The following is a 16,168-nucleotide window of genomic DNA, read 5'->3' on the forward strand; positions in this document are numbered from 1 at the left end:
CAATATCATACCACAAGCGTTCATGAAATTAAAAGGGCGAATCAAATTATTCTTCAAGTTGTCATAAATGCTTGTTTTTATTGCTTTTTTAAGTAGGAATTAACAAAGAAAACGAGTAAATTAGCTCGAAGCTGCGTGTCTAACAATTGAACGTATTTTTCCATTCGCATCATTCAAAATTTAAATTAAAAATGGCAAGAATCGTTCAGGTCACTTAAAGATGTATTACTTAATAGTATAACCGTTATAATCGTAAGAAAAACAAGAATCCATCCCTGATTCCTCTTTTTCCAGAAATTTTAATTGTGTTCAAAATAATTATGTTCTATAATTAGTACCAACTACTAATAATTAGTTATATTTTTTGATTGATGAGAAAACAAGGGGGCTATTATATGAATGCCGGTATTATAGGGATGGGGAAATATGTTCCGGAAAAAGCTATAGCAAATAAGGATTTTGAAAAAGTTTTAGATACATCAGATGAGTGGATTCGTTCTCGAACAGGTATTGAAAACCGTTTTATCGCTGAGAATGAAGAAACATCGGATTTAGCATATAAAGCAGCTGTGCAAGCTATTGAAAAAGCTGGTATAACACCACAACAAATCGGTTTAATCGTTGTAGCGACGGTTACACAGGATCAGAATTTCCCGAGTGTAGCATGTCAAATTCAAGAGCGACTTGGAATATCGGGATGTGGTGCAATGGATGTGTCCGCTGCATGCTCTGGATTTATATATGGAACAGCAATTGCAAAACAATTTATTGAGAGTAATAGTTATGAATATGTGTTAGTAGTAGGTGTTGAAAAACTGTCGAAAATTGTTGATTGGGATGACCGCAATACAGCAGTCCTGTTTGGGGATGGTGCAAGTGCGGCTGTTCTCGGCAAAGTTTCAGAAGGGCGCGGAATTCTGGCGTTCGAACTTGGTGCTGACGGAACAGGCGGAAAGCATCTTTATTTAAACCCTAAAAATCATATTGAGATGAACGGTCGTGAAGTATTTAAATTTGCAGTGCGTCAAATGGGCGAATCAGCAGTAAATGTACTTGAAAAAGCGGGACTTACAAAGGAAGATGTCGATTATTTAGTACCGCATCAGGCGAACATCCGCATTATGGAAGCTGCAAGAGAACGTCTTGAATTACCAGAGGAAAAAATGTCGAAAACAATCCAAAAATACGGTAATACATCTGCTGCTTCAATCGGTATTTCAATCGTTGAAGATTTGGAATCAGGAAAAATCAAAGACGATGATATCGTTGTTTTAGTAGGTTTCGGCGGTGGCCTTACATGGGGAGCGCTTGCATTAAAGTGGGGTAAATAAGAACGCTGGTTGCAATATAGAGGATGGAACGAGTGCTAAAACCGTCACAACATCCTGTGACCACGCATTCCACCATTGAATCAGCCCGGCCCACGACCTGAAATGAAATCAACCTTTAAATAGGAAAAGAACTTAACTTAGAAAAGGGTGTTAAATAATGGAGAAAAGAAGAGTTGTTGTTACAGGAATCGGTGCAGTATCGCCAGTAGGAAACAGTGCAGAGCAAGCATGGGAAAATGTAATTGCAGGCAAGTCTGGTATTGGACCATTAACACGTGTAGATGTGAGTAAATTTCCAGTTTCTGTATCGGCTGAAGTAAGAGATTTTAATATAGAAGATTATATTGATCGTAAAGAAGCACGTAAAATGGACCGTTTTACACATTATGCATTAGCGGCTGCAATGATGGCTGCAAAAGATGCAAACTTGACGATTACAGAAGAAATGGCGCCGCGTGCAGGTGTATGGATCGGTTCTGGAATCGGTGGTATGGAAACACATGAACAGCAGTTTTTAACATTCCAGGAGCGCGGTGTTCGCCGTGTAAGTCCGTTTTTCGTACCGATGATGATTCCGGATATGGCTTCTGGACAAGTTTCGATTTATCTTGGGGCAAAAGGTGTAAATTCATGTTCTGTAACGGCTTGTGCTTCGGGAACTAACTCGATTGGCGATGCGTTCAAAGTAATTGAACGTGGAGACGCGGATGTGATGATTACAGGTGGAGCAGAGGCACCAATCGTAACAATGGCGGTTGCAGGCTTTTGTGCTAACACAGCGTTATCATTGAATCCGGACACGGCTACTGCATCACGTCCGTTCGATAAAAACCGTGACGGCTTCGTTATTGGTGAAGGCGCAGGAATTTTAATTTTGGAAGAGTATGAACATGCAAAAGCGCGCGGTGCGAAAATTTATGGCGAAGTGGTTGGATATGGTTCAACAGGGGATGCCCATCATATTACAGCACCGGCTCCAAATGGTGAAGGTGCAGCACGTGCAATGCAAATGGCCATCGATGATGCACAAGTATCGCCTGACCAAGTTGGTTATATTAACGCACACGGTACGAGTACACCATACAATGACTTATTTGAAACACAGGCAGTCAAAACTGTTTTTGGTGAGCATGCCTATAAATTGGCGATGAGCTCAACGAAAAGTATGACAGGCCATTTATTAGGTGCAGCAGGCGGTATTGAGGCAATCTTTACGGTACTTGCATTGAAGGAAGGTATTTTGCCGCCGACAATGAATTTACATGAGCCGGATCCTGAATGTGACCTGGATTATGTACCGAATGCAGCAAGAAAAGCGGAAGTTGAATATGCGCTAAGCAATTCACTTGGCTTCGGCGGACATAATGCTTGCTTATTATTTAAAAAGTATACAGATTAATAAAATGACAAAAAACGAACGTGCTTCTTCTATCGCACGTTCGTTTTTCGTATAGTTGTACGAAGGATGGTGTTTTGTGACACGTTTCGTACTTTTTTTATTTTTTTATGGGCTCAGTGTCATGTCGATCAGTAATATGATTTTATACTTGAATTACCGCACGCTCGGTTATTCATGGCATGCTGTATTAATGTACATTGTCCATGGAGCAGAGTTGTATATGCTGCTTGTTGCTATCGGCGGGATGATTAGCGTCGTTTACGGCCTAAGCCCATCGCGTTCTCCATTTTCTTGAGTGTTTTAGAGGCAATGGCATTCGCTTTTACTGCACCCTCATCCAAAATTTCATCAAGTTCAGGTGAGTCGATCAGTGCATAATAGCGTTCCTGAATTGGTGTTAAGTGGTCAATTACAGCCTGCGCTACTCCAGCTTTAAAATCACCATAGCCTTTGCCTTCATACTTTGCTTCTAAATCTGCAATTGCTGTTCCGGCTAAGGCAGATTCAATAATAAGCAAGTTTGATACTCCTGGTTTGTTTTCAATATCAAATTTAACGATCCCCTCAGAATCAGTTACAGCGGATTTAATTTTCTTTTCGATTTCTTTTGCTGTATCAAGCAGGCGGATCGTCGCTTTTGAATTTGTATCGGATTTTGACATTTTTTTAGTCGGCTCCTGCAATGACTTGATACGAGCTCCTTCTTTCGGCAATTGAATATCAGGAATCGTTAATACATCATTGTAGCGCTTATTAAAACGCTCAGCTAAATCGCGCGTTAATTCAATATGCTGCTTTTGGTCCTCACCTACTGGTACGATATCTGTATTGTACAGAAGAATATCGGCAGCCATTAACGGCGGGTATGTTAAAAGTGCGGCAGAAACGGATTCTTTACCTGTTGATTTGTCTTTGAACTGTGTCATGCGCTCTAATTCACCGATTGAAGCGACACATTGCAGCATCCAGCCGGCTTGTGCATGGGCAGGGACTTCAGACTGAATAAATAAAACGGATTTTTTCGGGTCAATACCGCATGCAATATACATTGCAGCCAATGAGCGGATATTTTTACGCAGCTCCAGACGATCCTGCGGCACTGTAATTGCGTGCTGATCCACGATGCAATAAATCGCGTTGTTGTGTTCCTGTAGAGCAGGGAATTGTTTAATCGCTCCGATATAGTTCCCTAAAGTAATAGTTCCTGTTGGTTGTACACCTGAAAAGATTGTTTTCATTGGGTGTTCCTCCTTAAAATCAAATGAAAATAAAAAACATCATGCGTCCTCTATTCGAAAATAGAAGGGACGAATGATGTTAAAATCCGCGGTACCACCCAGCTTGCCTTAATTGGCCACTTTGCTTCGTAACGTGAAGGCGACGAGCTGGACTACTAATAGAAACGTTCATCAAGCTAACTCGGAAGTCCATTCCATTTAACGAATGATCTGTTTGCACCAACCACAGACTCTCTAGGCATTCTCATTAAATGTACTACTCTTCGTCATCGTTTTTTCATAATCTTGAAAGGATTATAACGTAACTAATGAAAAGAAAGCAATCGTTTTATTAAAGAAACAGGAATAAAACGAAGGAAAAATGGAAATAGTAGTAAATAGTTAATTCAATTATAGGAAATGGCGCTCTATTATCTGATTTTTTTCTCAATTAAGATTTGATAATTGAGAAAAAAATTCGGAAATCTGTACGTTTTATTTTACTATTTTATGGGTAAAATTTGTTATGGCACAAAATTATAGAAAATGTGCTTATTAGAGAGAAATGCGTAATAAAATTTATTACGAAAGTTGAATTATTTATTGACAATGTATATTCAAACATGGGTTATTCATGTATAATGGGAACATAATCTTAAATTAAATTAATTCTAAATTAAGTTTTATTTATACATTAGTGCTTCTACATTAACAGGAGCAATATCTAGTAATTGAATTGAAATCAATTAGAGAGGGAGTGAGCCAATGTTAGTAACATTATTTACTTCACCAAGTTGTACTTCATGTCGAAAAGCAAAAGCATGGTTAGAGGAACATGATATCCCATATACAGAACGCAACATTTTTTCCGAACCACTTACAATTAGTGAAATCAAAGAGATTTTACGAATGACAGAAGATGGTACCGATGAAATTATCTCAACGCGTTCAAAAATTTTCCAGAAGTTGAATGTCGATGTTGAAACATTGCCATTACAAAGATTATATGAGCTTATTCAGGAATATCCGGGACTGTTACGTCGTCCAATTATTTTGGATGAAAAACGTCTGCAAGTCGGTTATAACGAAGATGAAATTCGTCGATTCCTGCCTCGTAAAGTACGAGCGTACCAGTTGCAAGAAGCCCAACGCATGGTTAACTAAATATACCGCTCATGATGTTACGGATGCATATTGTGCAATTGTAGCATCTTTTTTTTATTTTCGAACATATTAGAAAGAGACCTTAAGGACTTGATTTAAATTGATTCGTGCAATACAATTTCAATAATTCAAATAATTTCTACTGAATAATGTTTTTCCTTTTCATTTTAATCCAATCCATCATACAATAGAGTTATAGATACTTCTAATATTTAAAAGTATCTAAGTTCCGATGCAATAGAACGCCATATTGTATGCCACTTGGAATAAAGCGACGTTCTATACAATGACTGTGAAGGGGGTTGAGGTCTAATGGACATCGAACGCATTAATGAAAATACGCTAAAATTATTTATTACGTATAGTGATATCGAGGACCGCGGTTATACACGTGAAGAAATCTGGTACAATCGCGCAAAAGGTGAAGAGCTTTTCTGGGATATCATTGGTGAAATAAATACAGATGATTATTTCGATTTAGATGGTCCAATTTGGATTCATATTAACGCTTCAGAAAGTGGATTGGAAGTCGTTGTTACACGCGCGTCTGTAGGTAATGACTCCGAAACTTCTTCAATGGCTGGCAACTTTGAAGATGACCTTCATATATCAGATCAATTAAATGAAATGGAAGAATCGATCTTCAATGCGATTGGCAAAGCGGCAAAAGAAGAAGAACAATCGCTTGAAAACGCCCGATTCCGATTTAAAGATATTGACGAACTAATACCTCTTGCAAAACGTGCAGCACCTTTAGGAATTGAGTCTGTGTTGTATAAATGGGAGGATTACTACTATTTATATGTAGATTTAAAAGATTTGGAAAGCCAGGAAGCGAGAAATATTATCGCTTTGTGTACTGAGTATTTACCGGCTTCCAAAATTACAGCGCACCGCCTTGAAGAGTATGCGGAGACAATCATTGCTGAAGACTGCTTCGAAACAATCATTACGTATTTTGAGTAGGAAGAGCAGTTTACGAAAGCCACCTGATATTAGGTGGCTTTTTTGTGTTTATTCCAAGGAGGGGAAAGTAAAACGGCATGCAATAAAAGAGGAAACACTTCAAAAAGCCAGTTTCCAATAGTTACTATTTATAAGTTGAAAAGGAATATGCATTTCATTAAGATGGATAAAAAGGAGTGGAAGCAAATGCTGGTCGCCATGACGGAACAACAGCAATTATTCCATTTAACGAGGAAACTGCCGCCGGATGAACTGCAAAGATTAAAAAAGCAGCAATCCTTTTTCTGCCCCCAATGTAAAGAACGGCTTTTATTAAAGGCTGGCCAAATAAAAATACCCCATTTTGCACATCAAAAAAACAGCGATTGCATTTCTTTGTTTTCGGAAGGGGAATCTGCTGCACATCTGCTTGGGAAACAACAACTATTCCACCAATTTTCGAACCTTCAGCTACGTCCCGTTCTTGAACCATATTTGCCGCAGCTTCAACAGCGACCGGATATTCTCATCACATTTAAAAACCGGCAATATGCAATTGAGTTTCAGTGCAGCCCCATTGCACAGCCATCTTTTCAACAACGTACAAGCGGCTATTTGCATGCTGGAATCACGCCGATTTGGATTTTGCACACTCCGGAGAAATTTAAAAGTCCAGGTATTGTAAAAGTTTCGATCAGTCATACAAACGCTCAATTTATGCAACAGTATAAAAACCAGAAATTTCTCATCACCTATGATGTAAATAGCAAAAACTTCTACTATATCACCAATTTAATCCATCTTCATAAATTACAGTATTTCGCAGTTGTTAAGCCGTTAGCCCTCAATCAACAACGTTTTCCGCTCCTAGTTCCTGATAAAGTAACGAAACCCCAATTTCATCTGCTTCTGAAAAACTTCGGCAAATACCGTGAACAGTATATCCGGCCCCGCCTATTATTAAGCAAAAAAGGAGTTAATGATCGTTTTTTCCGTTCTATTTATGAGTTAAGGCTAACGATGACGGATTTGCCGATTTTTTTAGGGATTCCTGTCTGCAACACGCATGCTTTTAATCGATTTTGTATAGAATGGCAAGTAGGGCTTTTTCATTTTATGAACTGCCATGCGCTCACACCTGAAACGATGAATGTACAGGCAATTCCTTATTTTTTCAAATGGTATCAAATGGAGCTGACGGATGAGCGGAAAGAGGCGGTGGAACATTATTTAACAATTTTAAAATGTCTTAAAGTTGAGCAACCGGATGAAAATATACCCGAACAACAACTTTTTAATGTTCTGTACGACGAATTGGTTGCATTTGGATGTTGAAATTGTTTAAATAGATTTATAATTTCGAATATCGGAATAGTAGGAGGCAAATAAATGGCAAAGCAAATTTTAACGCGTGAAGAAGTACCTGAGCAATTAACATGGGATTTAACAACAATTTTTGAATCCGATGAGGCTTGGGAAGCTGAGCTGAAAGAAGTAGAACAATTATCTAAAAAAGCTTCGGAATATAAAGGGAAAGTAGCGGAAAGTGCGGAAAGCTTATACAATACATTGCAGTTCAGCGATGCATTATACGAGCGTCTGAGCAAGTTATATGTGTATTCTCATTTAAAGCATGATCAGGATACTACAAACAGTAAATACCAGGATCTTGATGGTCGTATTCGCTCTGTTCTTACAAATGCAGGAGCAGCGTGGTCATTTATTACTCCTGAAATTTTAGCATTGGATGAAGCGACATTAAACAGCTATGTGGAAAGCTATGAACCACTTTCATTATATGAACAAAGCCTAAAAGAACTGAACCTGGGCCGTCCTCATATCTTATCTGCGGAGAAAGAAGAATTACTGGCACAATTTTCTGAAGTGACATCGACATCCGGTAAAACATTCAGCGCTTTAAACAACGCGGACCTGGAATTCCCGAAAATTATTGGGGAAGATGGAGAAGAAGTGCAAATTACGCACGGTAACTATATTACGATGCTTGAAAGCGACAATCGCGAAGTACGTGAGGCTGCGTTTAAAGCTGTTTACAAAACTTACGGCCAATATAAAAATACATTTGCCACAACATTAGCCGGGAATGTAAAAGCGCATAATGCCAATGCAAAAGTCCGTAATTATAAATCGGCGCGCCATGCAGCATTAAGCAATAACTTCATTCCTGAAAAAGTGTATGATCAGCTTGTTTCAACAATCCATGACTATTTGCCGGCATTGCACCGTTACGTAGAGCTTCGCAAAAAAGTGCTTGGTGTGGATGAACTTCATATGTACGATCTGTTTACGCCACTTGTTAAAGAAGTGAAAATGGAAGTAACGTATGACGAAGCGAAGAAAACGATGGTAGAAAGCTTTGCACCACTTGGTAAAGAGTATCAGGAAACCGTTCAAAAAGGTCTGGAAAGCCGTTGGGTAGACGTGCTTGAAAACAAAGGAAAACGCAGCGGTGCATACTCTTCCGGAACGTTCGGCACAAATCCGTATGTGTTAATGAACTGGCAAAATAATGTGAATAACCTTTATACATTGGCACATGAATTCGGCCACTCAATGCACAGTTATTATTCACGTGCCAACCAGCCGTATCAATATGCAGATTACTCGATTTTCGTTGCGGAAGTTGCTTCAACATGTAACGAAGAACTATTATTCGATCACTTAATGAAAACATTGGATGATGATAAGCAAAAAATCTACTTATTAAATCAATGGTTGGACGGTTTCCGTGGAACAGTATTCCGTCAAACAATGTTTGCTGAGTTTGAGCATATGATTCACGAATTGGATGCAAAAGGCGAATCGATTACATCGGAAAAATTAACATCAATCTATTATGATTTAAACAAACAATACTTTGGTGATGCAATGACAGTAGACGAAGAAATCGGTCTGGAATGGGCACGTATTCCACACTTCTACTACAACTATTACGTATATCAGTACGCAACAGGTCAATCAGCGGCAACAGCATTATCAAAACAAATTTTAGAAGAAGGCGAACCGGCAGTAGAGCGTTATATTAACAACTTCCTAAAAGCAGGCTGCTCGGACTTCCCAATCGAAGTATTAAAAGCGGCAGGTGTAGATATGGAATCTCCGGAGCCGATTGCATTGGCGTGCAAAGTATTCGAAGAAAAGTTAGAAGAGCTTGAAAAGTTATTATTAAATAATTAATAGTTTGTGAAAACGCATCTGTTTCAGGTGCGTTTTTTGCTTGAAAAAATGGGAATTTACTTTAATGTGGTGAAATTTGAACGGGTTGTTTTAGTGGGTACCGTTATAAGGGGAAGTTTTGAAAATGCCTATATATCGGTGTTTATAGTGGTTATTTAAAGAAGAATTTATGACATTTCACTTTAAACATCATTTCTTTATATGGAAACGCTTACTATATGGCGAATTTGTGAAATTGTGAAAGATTCATTGCAAGAAATATTATTCCATGATAGAGTAATACTCGTGAAATAAATCACATAACAAACATACACCCCTTTGTTTGAACGTGAACATTTCTCCCATCCCCTTTGTGAAAAAGAGGCGTCTTATTTCTCGAGAATAAGACGCCTCTTTTGTTTTTATTCTCTATTAGTCCATGCATTCGAGTTTAAACGGAGAGGGCGTTCTACATAATCAGGCGTGTATTCCAAATTTGAAAAAGTTCTCCATGCTAGAAGAAACTTTCTACCTTCACTTGATGCTTTCTACATTCCAAGATAACTGTTTGCTTCCCTCCTAGAAACCTCTTCTTTTCCAATCCAAACAGCAAATAAAACAAACGCTGCTGCACTTACATCCAAAACGGTCCTAAATCGTTCACAACAGCTTCCAGACTCTCCTTGTTGATAATGCTTGCGAGTGATCTATCCAGGCCATTGCGACCGGCTAGAGGAGCAAATATACCTATGTCTATTCTCCCGACTATAAAAGAATTCATTTTTCTGCCGGAGTTTCAATTAACCTTTGGAAAACATAAAAAAACCAGCCTGCTTGTATGCATAGCTGGTGAAAATATTGTATAAGTGCGTTTTATAATTTATTTAGTAGGGTGTGCGTTCTTTTGCACGCCAAAGTGTAATTTCGTCAGTCATGATGCGTTCCACTTTTTGCTGAAGCATACGTTTCTTCAATTCGCGTTCTGCCAGTTGTTCATTGATCGAGTAGATTTCGGCTACTTCAGCTGTTGTAAGGGTGCTGAATCGATCGAATAACTCGTCTAATGCGGGAACCGGTTGGCGAATTAATTCTTCTCCTAGCAATTCTGCTAAAATATGCTCGTAAACTTCATAATTATAAGAACCGCTTACTTTCAAGCCTTCATCTTCAATGCACTCGTTGAAAAATACGATGCTTGGAATTTCTTCAACTTCCATTTCACGAGTTAAGTATAAATCGCATTGGAATGCACGAGCCGCTTCTTTTGAACCAAAGTCGGACATGAACTCATCCATATCGAGGTTAACTTGCTGTGCGATTTCAATTAGTGTCGCGTGTGAATTGATGTTGCGCGTATTAAGTGTCGCTACTTCCTGCACTTTGTTTAAATAGCGGAAACCTGCACGCTTTCCTTGAAGTTCGGCCGCTTTAATTGCAATTGAAGGTAATGCTGGATGTGTAATATCCAATTCCGCTCCGGAAACACAGCCTTTCATCCGGCTCGTCATGCTGTTTAGGGCAGCGAGTTCCGTACTAAGGACATATCGACATGTAAAGTAATGACCGTATTCTACTTGCAGTTTACGCATTGTCGTTTGCAGGGATAATGCTTTTTCGCAAAGAGGGTCAATAAAAATATAAAGCTCAATCGGTTTATTACATGTAGATGGTGCTACAGGTTGCTGTAAAAGTTGGACATTATTCACTCAAATCCCTCCTCATCATTTGGGGCGTTGACCATATGGTGAGCAGTCATAACAAGACGCTTATAATAGACTTCACGGAATTTCCCGTCCAAGCCTACTTCGTCCATCGCTTCTGCCATACATTCAAGCCATGCCTGGGCACGATCGGGTGTAATTTTAAAATGCATATGTCGAGCACGCATCATCGGATGGCCATGTTCTTCCGAGAAAAGGTTAGGCCCCCCAAGATACTGCGTTTGGAATTGTATTTGTTTACGAATTGTTTCCGTCAGATCTTCAGGAAAAATTGGAATTAATAAAGGATGCTTCGCCACTCGAGAGTAGAACGCGTTAATTAATTCAGAAAGCTTTTCAGCACCGAGTTCCTCATAAGGAATCGTATATTTTCGATTCATTAGTTATACTCCTTTGTGTCTTTCTTTGCCAGTATATGAAATATGAATGTCATGTAAGTAATGTAAAATTCATTTTGGCGATACAATCATTCTAGCAACGTAGGGCCATTTTAACAAATAAAGTGCCCTGCCAAAAAATTCGAAAGACATTCCGCATCTCTTAACATCGCGGTGGAATTGTTGATTTAATAGGTGTCCACACCGATTTTCCAGCTAATCCAAAATAGAGCATCTCAGGAACATAAACAATCAATTCTTAAAATCCCTTTGGCTATCGTTTTCAAATTTACACGCCAAGTTCACTGTTATTTATAAAAAATTTACACATTCATATAATTCATTATTTTTTTAACATAATTTTGAGTTTCCTGAAAAGGCGGGATGCCCCCATATTTTTTTACATTTCCGGGACCTGCATTGTAGGCAGCAAGCGCTGTTTCCACATTATTATCGAACTGGTCGAGCATCTGGCGTATATATTTTGCGCCACCCATAATATTTTGTGCAGGGTCAAAGCGGTCAGAAACACCTAAGTAGCGTGCTGTTGCAGGCATGAGCTGCATCAAACCGGATGCACCGGCAGCACTTGTCGCAGACGCATTGAAGTTGGACTCCTGTTTAATAACAGAAGTGATCAGTTTTTCAGGTATATTAAATTTCTTAGCGGCTGCAGCGATTTCTGCCTGATAAGTTTCAGCACCGGCAAAGAAATTTGCCACATCGGTCTTTCTTGTGAAATCCGTCATATACTGTTCAATTGTTGATGTTTCCTTACTTGTTGAAAGGCTGTTGAATGTGCCCGGTAAATTCGTCAAGTTAGATGAATTATTTAATAAAAATGATGCGATATAGTTTTGAGCAGCCGTGTTTTGCTGCTGCGAATTAGAAGTCTGTCCGGATTCTGTTAACTGTTGGAAAGTGCTTACATCACCAAGTCCGTTTAGCGAACTTGATAAAGATTGTCCGTCTAAAATGTCGCTCATTAAATCGGAAAATAATGTCGACGTAGATGAGGGTAATACACTTGCGCTTGACTGATTGGATGAATTTAAATTCTGAATTGCCTGAAGTTCAAGCAATGTTTTCATTGATGAAATATCCATCACAGCACCTAGCCTTTCTGATTGTTCAGAGCCGTCATAAAGCGCACAATTTTCTTTTGTGCAGGCTGTGGCTCAATTTCATGATGTGCCAAAAATTCGGAAAAAATCTCTTTTCCGACTGCTTCATCATGTGTCTCATATTCTACCTCATAATCGTCGCAGTGCAAATAGAAAGAATGGTCAAATACGAGTAAACCGCCTTTGTATGGTATTTCCACCCGGTCGGTCGTCAATGTTCCGTAACAATGTAAATCGCCAACAGGAATATTGAATAGCGTGAGTCTTTCGTTAACAGTGTACGGGGGTACTCCTTCACCGGCCAGCATGCGATCTGCTTCTTCACGTGTTAAATAGTCAGTCGTTTCTAAATGCTGGTGCTTGGAAGCTTTCTCTTTTAACGTAAATTCAATCGAATCTTCCAAGACACGAATTCGAAGAGCACTGTGAATTTGTTTTAAATGGTTTTCTTTTGTATCAAAGTAATGATTAACCTGGCGAATAATTTGCTCGCTTTTTATGGAGAATGTTTCAAGAAGCTGTTCATACTGTGATTTTGTTAGCATATTCTTAAATTCTATTTCAATTTGCTGTGTCATTGTCATCGTCCTTTTTGTAATAGTTTTCATTTAAATCAGGTAGGTAATAGAAGTCAAACGTTTCTCCACCAACCGAGTTTCCTATGGTAAAATGTGAAGGGTAGATGAATCATCAATTTTATTATCGGAAAATTTCCGGTTATGAAAAGAAAAAGGAGATTAATTCATTGCGAAACGTATACATAATCAATCATGTTGAAGTAGTACATAATGAAATCTATTTTATTTTAAATGAAAAGAAACAACTTAGCCAATTGCAATCGACAGGACAAGTGATCGTCGATTCGGATAATGAGGCGTTTCTTTATATCATAGAAGAAAATGAGGCATACAGTTATATAAGCTTTGCCAAAAATGTATGGCCGCACCTATTGCAAATGCTGTTGGCAGAACAGAAAGCGTACTTGAAAGTGGAGGACGGTCTGCTGCCGCTTCAACAATTTGCTGATGAATTACAAGGATTGCTTTATAATATTGAAGGCAACAGCAACTATGGAGATCAATTTGTTGATAATATCGAAAAGGCATTTGCCGAATTCTTAAATAAATAGCAATAAACTTATTTATCACAGGAAAAACAGCCATTTCACGTCATTTAGGTGTGAAATGTGTATTTCTCGTCTACAAGAAGTATAATTGTTTGAAACAACGTGTTGATGAAATAGTGTGACAGGTATGAACTATTTCTAGTTGGGGGGTTTTTAAATTGGGGCAGTGGGAAGTATTTTTGAGTCCATATCGACAAGCTGTGGATGAACTTAAAATTAAATTAAAAGGGATGCGTTCGCAATTTGGTATTATGAGTGCCAATTCGCCAATTGAATTTGTTACAGGCCGTGTAAAACCACTTGCTAGTATATATGACAAATCGCTTGATAAAGGGATACCATTCGAACCGACTGCGCGTTTAGGAAATGAATTGCAAGATATCGCCGGTGTACGCATTATGTGTCAGTTCGTTGATGATATTGCAACTGTAACAGAGCTAATACGCCAGCGTAATGATATGAGAGTTATTGAGGAAAAAGATTATATTACACACAGTAAACCGAGTGGCTATCGTTCACACCATATGATTATTGAGTATCCGGTTGAAACGATTCAAGGTCGCATCGTTGTTGTGGCAGAAATTCAAATTCGTACATTGGCGATGAACTTCTGGGCATCCATTGAGCATTCCATGAACTACAAGTATAAAGGGATATTCCCTGAAGAAATAAAAAATCGACTGCAAAGCGCAGCAGAAGCAGCATTCCGATTAGATGAAGAAATGTCCTCAATTAGAAGTGAAATTCAAGAGGCACAGGCATATTTCAGTGAAGTGAAAGAAGCAACGAATACAGCTATCCATAAGTCAACTGACAAAGAGGAGCGTGACAAATAATGAAATTTTCAATCCAATCACGCAGAGATGACCAATCAAATGAATTGATGGAGCTCGCAAAATCTTATTTAATTGATTTCGGTTTACAATTTGATGAACAAGAGCCGGAAATTGTTCTTTCGATTGGCGGCGATGGAACATTATTGCATGCTTTCCACCGCTATTTGCACCGTCTGGATAAAACAGCTTTTGTCGGAATCCATACAGGCCATTTAGGCTTTTATGCCGATTGGAAACCTTCGGAGCTGGAAAAGTTAGTATTGTCGATTGCCAAAAAGGAATACAATGTCGTGGAATATCCGTTACTGGAAGTGCAGGTTCACCGCCAGCATTCCGATTCCAGTACATTTCTGGCGCTGAATGAAGCAACGATCAAATCGCCGGACGTAACGCTTGTAATGGATGTGGAATTGAACGGCGAGCATTTTGAGCGATTCCGTGGGGACGGTTTATGTATTTCGACACCTTCGGGCAGTACAGCATACAATAAAGCACTGGGCGGGGCGATTATTCATCCGACATTGCAGGCTTTGCAAATAACGGAAATGGCATCGATCAATAACCGTGTGTTCCGGACAGTGGGGTCTTCTTTAGTATTGCCGGCACATCATAACTGTGTATTAAAACCCGTACATGAGCAGCAGTTCAATATGACGGTCGATCATATTAGCATGACGGAAACCGATGTAAAATCGATTACTTTTAATGTGGCAAATGAAAAAGTGCGTTTTGCGCGTTTCAGACCATTCCCGTTTTGGGAACGTGTGCATGATTCATTTATCTCAAATGAATAGAATGAGGGTATATGGATAAACGATTTCAATTACAATTTATCAATAAGGTTGATGAGGAGCTTTTGCGTGATGCAATTGCGCAGTGGGGCATTTCAAAGCGTGCATTGACCGCCATTAAATTTGATGGCGGGGAACTTCTGGTTAACGGAGAAGAAAGAAATGTGCGGCATCGTTTGGCAGAAGGCGATGTTGTGACAATTATTTTCCCGATAGAAGAAGCAAGTGAAGGACTGATTCCGGTACAAGGGGAATTGGCTGTTGTGTATGAAGATGAGGCAGTGCTTCTCGTCGACAAACCGCCCTTCATGAGCTCGATCCCTTCACGGGAACATCCGAATAATTCGCTTGCAAATCTTGTATATGGCTATTTTGAACAGCAGCAGCTTGCTTCCACTGTTCATATAGTGACAAGACTTGACCGCGATACATCCGGGTTGATGCTTATAGCGAAACATCGTCATATTCATCATTTAATGAGTGAACAGCAAAAAAAGGGACAAATTCACCGTGAATATGAAGCGGTTGCAGAAGGTATCATTGAACAAGCCCAGCAATCGATTATTGCTCCGATCGGAAGGAAGAATACGAGCATAATTGAACGTGAAGTACGACCGGACGGACAATTTGCCCACACGGATGTTACTGTGCTGACTCGTAAAAACAATATGACACATATTCGTCTGAAACTCCATACGGGAAGAACCCATCAAATACGTGTTCATATGGCTTACATTGGCCACCCGTTAGTAGGGGATGACTTATATGGGGGCACTCATACATTCATTGACCGTCAGGCACTCCATTGCCGCTACATCGAATTTGAACATCCGTTAACGAAAGAAAGAGTGCAATTCGAAAGTAAGCTGCCGGAAGAGATTTCTCGTTTGATTAACTAATGTAAGATGCCAAGATTTCATTGGCATCTTTTATTTTTGGTGAAAATGGGAATATACTGTT

General features: G+C 39.2%; 16 protein-coding genes and 1 other annotated feature. Of the genes, 11 read left to right on the forward strand and 5 right to left on the reverse strand.

Annotated features, from left to right (window positions below; translation table 11 throughout):
• Positions 1–395: 395 nt before the first annotated feature.
• The 3 genes from MKX73_RS10825 to MKX73_RS10835 all read left to right on the forward strand — a co-directional run bounded on the left by MKX73_RS10825 (position 396) and on the right by MKX73_RS10835 (position 3,025).
• A complete protein-coding gene (locus MKX73_RS10825; protein WP_340717436.1) occupies positions 396–1,331 on the forward strand; it encodes a beta-ketoacyl-ACP synthase III in 936 nt (311 codons plus the stop codon).
• 157 nt (positions 1,332–1,488) lie between these two features.
• Entirely contained in the window at positions 1,489–2,730 is a 1,242-nt protein-coding gene (gene fabF / locus MKX73_RS10830) for a beta-ketoacyl-ACP synthase II (protein WP_340717437.1), read from the forward strand.
• Positions 2,731–2,806: 76 nt separating this feature from the next.
• Positions 2,807–3,025 carry a hypothetical protein gene (locus MKX73_RS10835; protein WP_079524771.1) on the forward strand — a complete coding sequence of 73 codons (219 nt, stop codon included), beginning with the start codon at positions 2,807–2,809 and terminating at the stop codon, positions 3,023–3,025.
• On the opposite strand, the gene trpS is transcribed toward MKX73_RS10835, so the two are convergent.
• Positions 2,979–3,968: a tryptophan--tRNA ligase gene (gene trpS, locus MKX73_RS10840; RefSeq protein WP_340717438.1), complete on the reverse strand. Its 990-nt coding sequence runs from the start codon at positions 3,966–3,968 to the stop codon at positions 2,979–2,981. The two genes, MKX73_RS10835 and trpS, sit on opposite strands and share 47 nt — an antisense overlap.
• Positions 3,969–4,030: 62 nt before the next feature.
• Positions 4,031–4,247: a binding site (T-box leader), on the reverse strand.
• 465 nt (positions 4,248–4,712) lie between these two features.
• Here trpS and spxA point away from each other — a divergent pair.
• From spxA to pepF, 4 genes are all read left to right on the forward strand, one after another.
• On the forward strand, positions 4,713–5,111 hold the full coding sequence (spxA, locus tag MKX73_RS10845) for a transcriptional regulator SpxA (protein WP_008403575.1): 399 nt from the start codon (positions 4,713–4,715) through the stop codon (positions 5,109–5,111).
• Positions 5,112–5,423: 312 nt separating this feature from the next.
• Complete coding sequence (gene mecA, locus MKX73_RS10850; RefSeq protein WP_340717439.1) at positions 5,424–6,077, forward strand: adaptor protein MecA; 654 nt, start codon at positions 5,424–5,426, stop codon at positions 6,075–6,077.
• A 186-nt stretch (positions 6,078–6,263) separates the two neighbouring features.
• The gene (locus MKX73_RS10855; protein ID WP_340717440.1) at positions 6,264–7,391 is read left to right on the forward strand and encodes a competence protein CoiA; all 1,128 of its coding nucleotides are present in this window, start codon (positions 6,264–6,266) and stop codon (positions 7,389–7,391) included.
• A gap of 54 nt (positions 7,392–7,445) precedes the next feature.
• Positions 7,446–9,254 carry an oligoendopeptidase F gene (gene pepF, locus MKX73_RS10860; protein ID WP_340717441.1) on the forward strand — a complete coding sequence of 603 codons (1,809 nt, stop codon included), beginning with the start codon at positions 7,446–7,448 and terminating at the stop codon, positions 9,252–9,254.
• An 863-nt stretch (positions 9,255–10,117) separates the two neighbouring features.
• Here the strand turns inward: pepF and MKX73_RS10865 are convergent.
• The 4 genes from MKX73_RS10865 to MKX73_RS10880 all read right to left on the reverse strand — a co-directional run bounded on the left by MKX73_RS10865 (position 10,118) and on the right by MKX73_RS10880 (position 13,033).
• Positions 10,118–10,939, reverse strand: coding sequence for a DsbA family protein (locus MKX73_RS10865; RefSeq protein WP_340717442.1), 822 nt, complete (start codon positions 10,937–10,939; stop codon positions 10,118–10,120).
• Positions 10,936–11,334, reverse strand: coding sequence for a globin domain-containing protein (locus MKX73_RS10870; RefSeq protein WP_008403570.1), 399 nt, complete (start codon positions 11,332–11,334; stop codon positions 10,936–10,938). Before MKX73_RS10870 ends, MKX73_RS10865 begins: the two co-directional genes overlap by 4 nt.
• A 320-nt stretch (positions 11,335–11,654) precedes the next feature.
• Positions 11,655–12,437 carry a lytic transglycosylase domain-containing protein gene (locus MKX73_RS10875; protein WP_340717443.1) on the reverse strand — a complete coding sequence of 261 codons (783 nt, stop codon included), beginning with the start codon at positions 12,435–12,437 and terminating at the stop codon, positions 11,655–11,657.
• 8 nt (positions 12,438–12,445) lie between these two features.
• On the reverse strand, positions 12,446–13,033 hold the full coding sequence (locus MKX73_RS10880; RefSeq protein WP_340717444.1) for a CYTH domain-containing protein: 588 nt from the start codon (positions 13,031–13,033) through the stop codon (positions 12,446–12,448).
• A 167-nt stretch (positions 13,034–13,200) separates the two neighbouring features.
• Between MKX73_RS10880 and MKX73_RS10885 the strand changes: the two genes are divergently transcribed.
• The 4 genes from MKX73_RS10885 to MKX73_RS10900 all read left to right on the forward strand — a co-directional run bounded on the left by MKX73_RS10885 (position 13,201) and on the right by MKX73_RS10900 (position 16,107).
• Positions 13,201–13,584 (forward strand): UPF0738 family protein, encoded by a 384-nt coding sequence (locus MKX73_RS10885; protein ID WP_340717445.1) that lies wholly within the window; start codon positions 13,201–13,203, stop codon positions 13,582–13,584.
• A 155-nt stretch (positions 13,585–13,739) separates the two neighbouring features.
• Positions 13,740–14,417, forward strand: a complete 678-nt coding sequence (locus MKX73_RS10890; RefSeq protein WP_340717446.1) for a GTP pyrophosphokinase — start codon at positions 13,740–13,742, stop codon at positions 14,415–14,417.
• Positions 14,417–15,211, forward strand: a complete 795-nt coding sequence (locus tag MKX73_RS10895) for an NAD kinase (protein ID WP_340717447.1) — start codon at positions 14,417–14,419, stop codon at positions 15,209–15,211. Before MKX73_RS10890 ends, MKX73_RS10895 begins: the two co-directional genes overlap by 1 nt.
• Before the next feature lie 11 nt (positions 15,212–15,222).
• On the forward strand, positions 15,223–16,107 hold the full coding sequence (locus MKX73_RS10900; RefSeq protein ID WP_340717448.1) for an RluA family pseudouridine synthase: 885 nt from the start codon (positions 15,223–15,225) through the stop codon (positions 16,105–16,107).
• Positions 16,108–16,168: the final 61 nt, after the last annotated feature.

The organism is Solibacillus sp. FSL W7-1436 (assembly GCF_038007305.1).
In the GTDB taxonomy this organism is placed as follows: Bacteria; Bacillota; Bacilli; order Bacillales_A; family Planococcaceae; genus Solibacillus.

What these genes read in the sequence shown, in the direction of transcription:
- trpS (WP_340717438.1), bottom strand. Translation starts at nt 3,968, where the DNA reads ATGAAAACAATCTTTTCAGGTGTACAACCAACAGGAACTATTACTTTA.
- MKX73_RS10900 (WP_340717448.1), top strand. Translation starts at nt 15,223, where the DNA reads ATGGATAAACGATTTCAATTACAATTTATCAATAAGGTTGATGAGGAG.
- pepF (WP_340717441.1), top strand. Translation starts at nt 7,446, where the DNA reads ATGGCAAAGCAAATTTTAACGCGTGAAGAAGTACCTGAGCAATTAACA.
- MKX73_RS10875 (WP_340717443.1), bottom strand. Translation starts at nt 12,437, where the DNA reads ATGGATATTTCATCAATGAAAACATTGCTTGAACTTCAGGCAATTCAG.
- MKX73_RS10855 (WP_340717440.1), top strand. Translation starts at nt 6,264, where the DNA reads ATGCTGGTCGCCATGACGGAACAACAGCAATTATTCCATTTAACGAGG.
- MKX73_RS10880 (WP_340717444.1), bottom strand. Translation starts at nt 13,033, where the DNA reads ATGACACAGCAAATTGAAATAGAATTTAAGAATATGCTAACAAAATCA.
- MKX73_RS10870 (WP_008403570.1), bottom strand. Translation starts at nt 11,334, where the DNA reads ATGAATCGAAAATATACGATTCCTTATGAGGAACTCGGTGCTGAAAAG.
- mecA (WP_340717439.1), top strand. Translation starts at nt 5,424, where the DNA reads ATGGACATCGAACGCATTAATGAAAATACGCTAAAATTATTTATTACG.
- MKX73_RS10895 (WP_340717447.1), top strand. Translation starts at nt 14,417, where the DNA reads ATGAAATTTTCAATCCAATCACGCAGAGATGACCAATCAAATGAATTG.
- fabF (WP_340717437.1), top strand. Translation starts at nt 1,489, where the DNA reads ATGGAGAAAAGAAGAGTTGTTGTTACAGGAATCGGTGCAGTATCGCCA.
- spxA (WP_008403575.1), top strand. Translation starts at nt 4,713, where the DNA reads ATGTTAGTAACATTATTTACTTCACCAAGTTGTACTTCATGTCGAAAA.
- MKX73_RS10825 (WP_340717436.1), top strand. Translation starts at nt 396, where the DNA reads ATGAATGCCGGTATTATAGGGATGGGGAAATATGTTCCGGAAAAAGCT.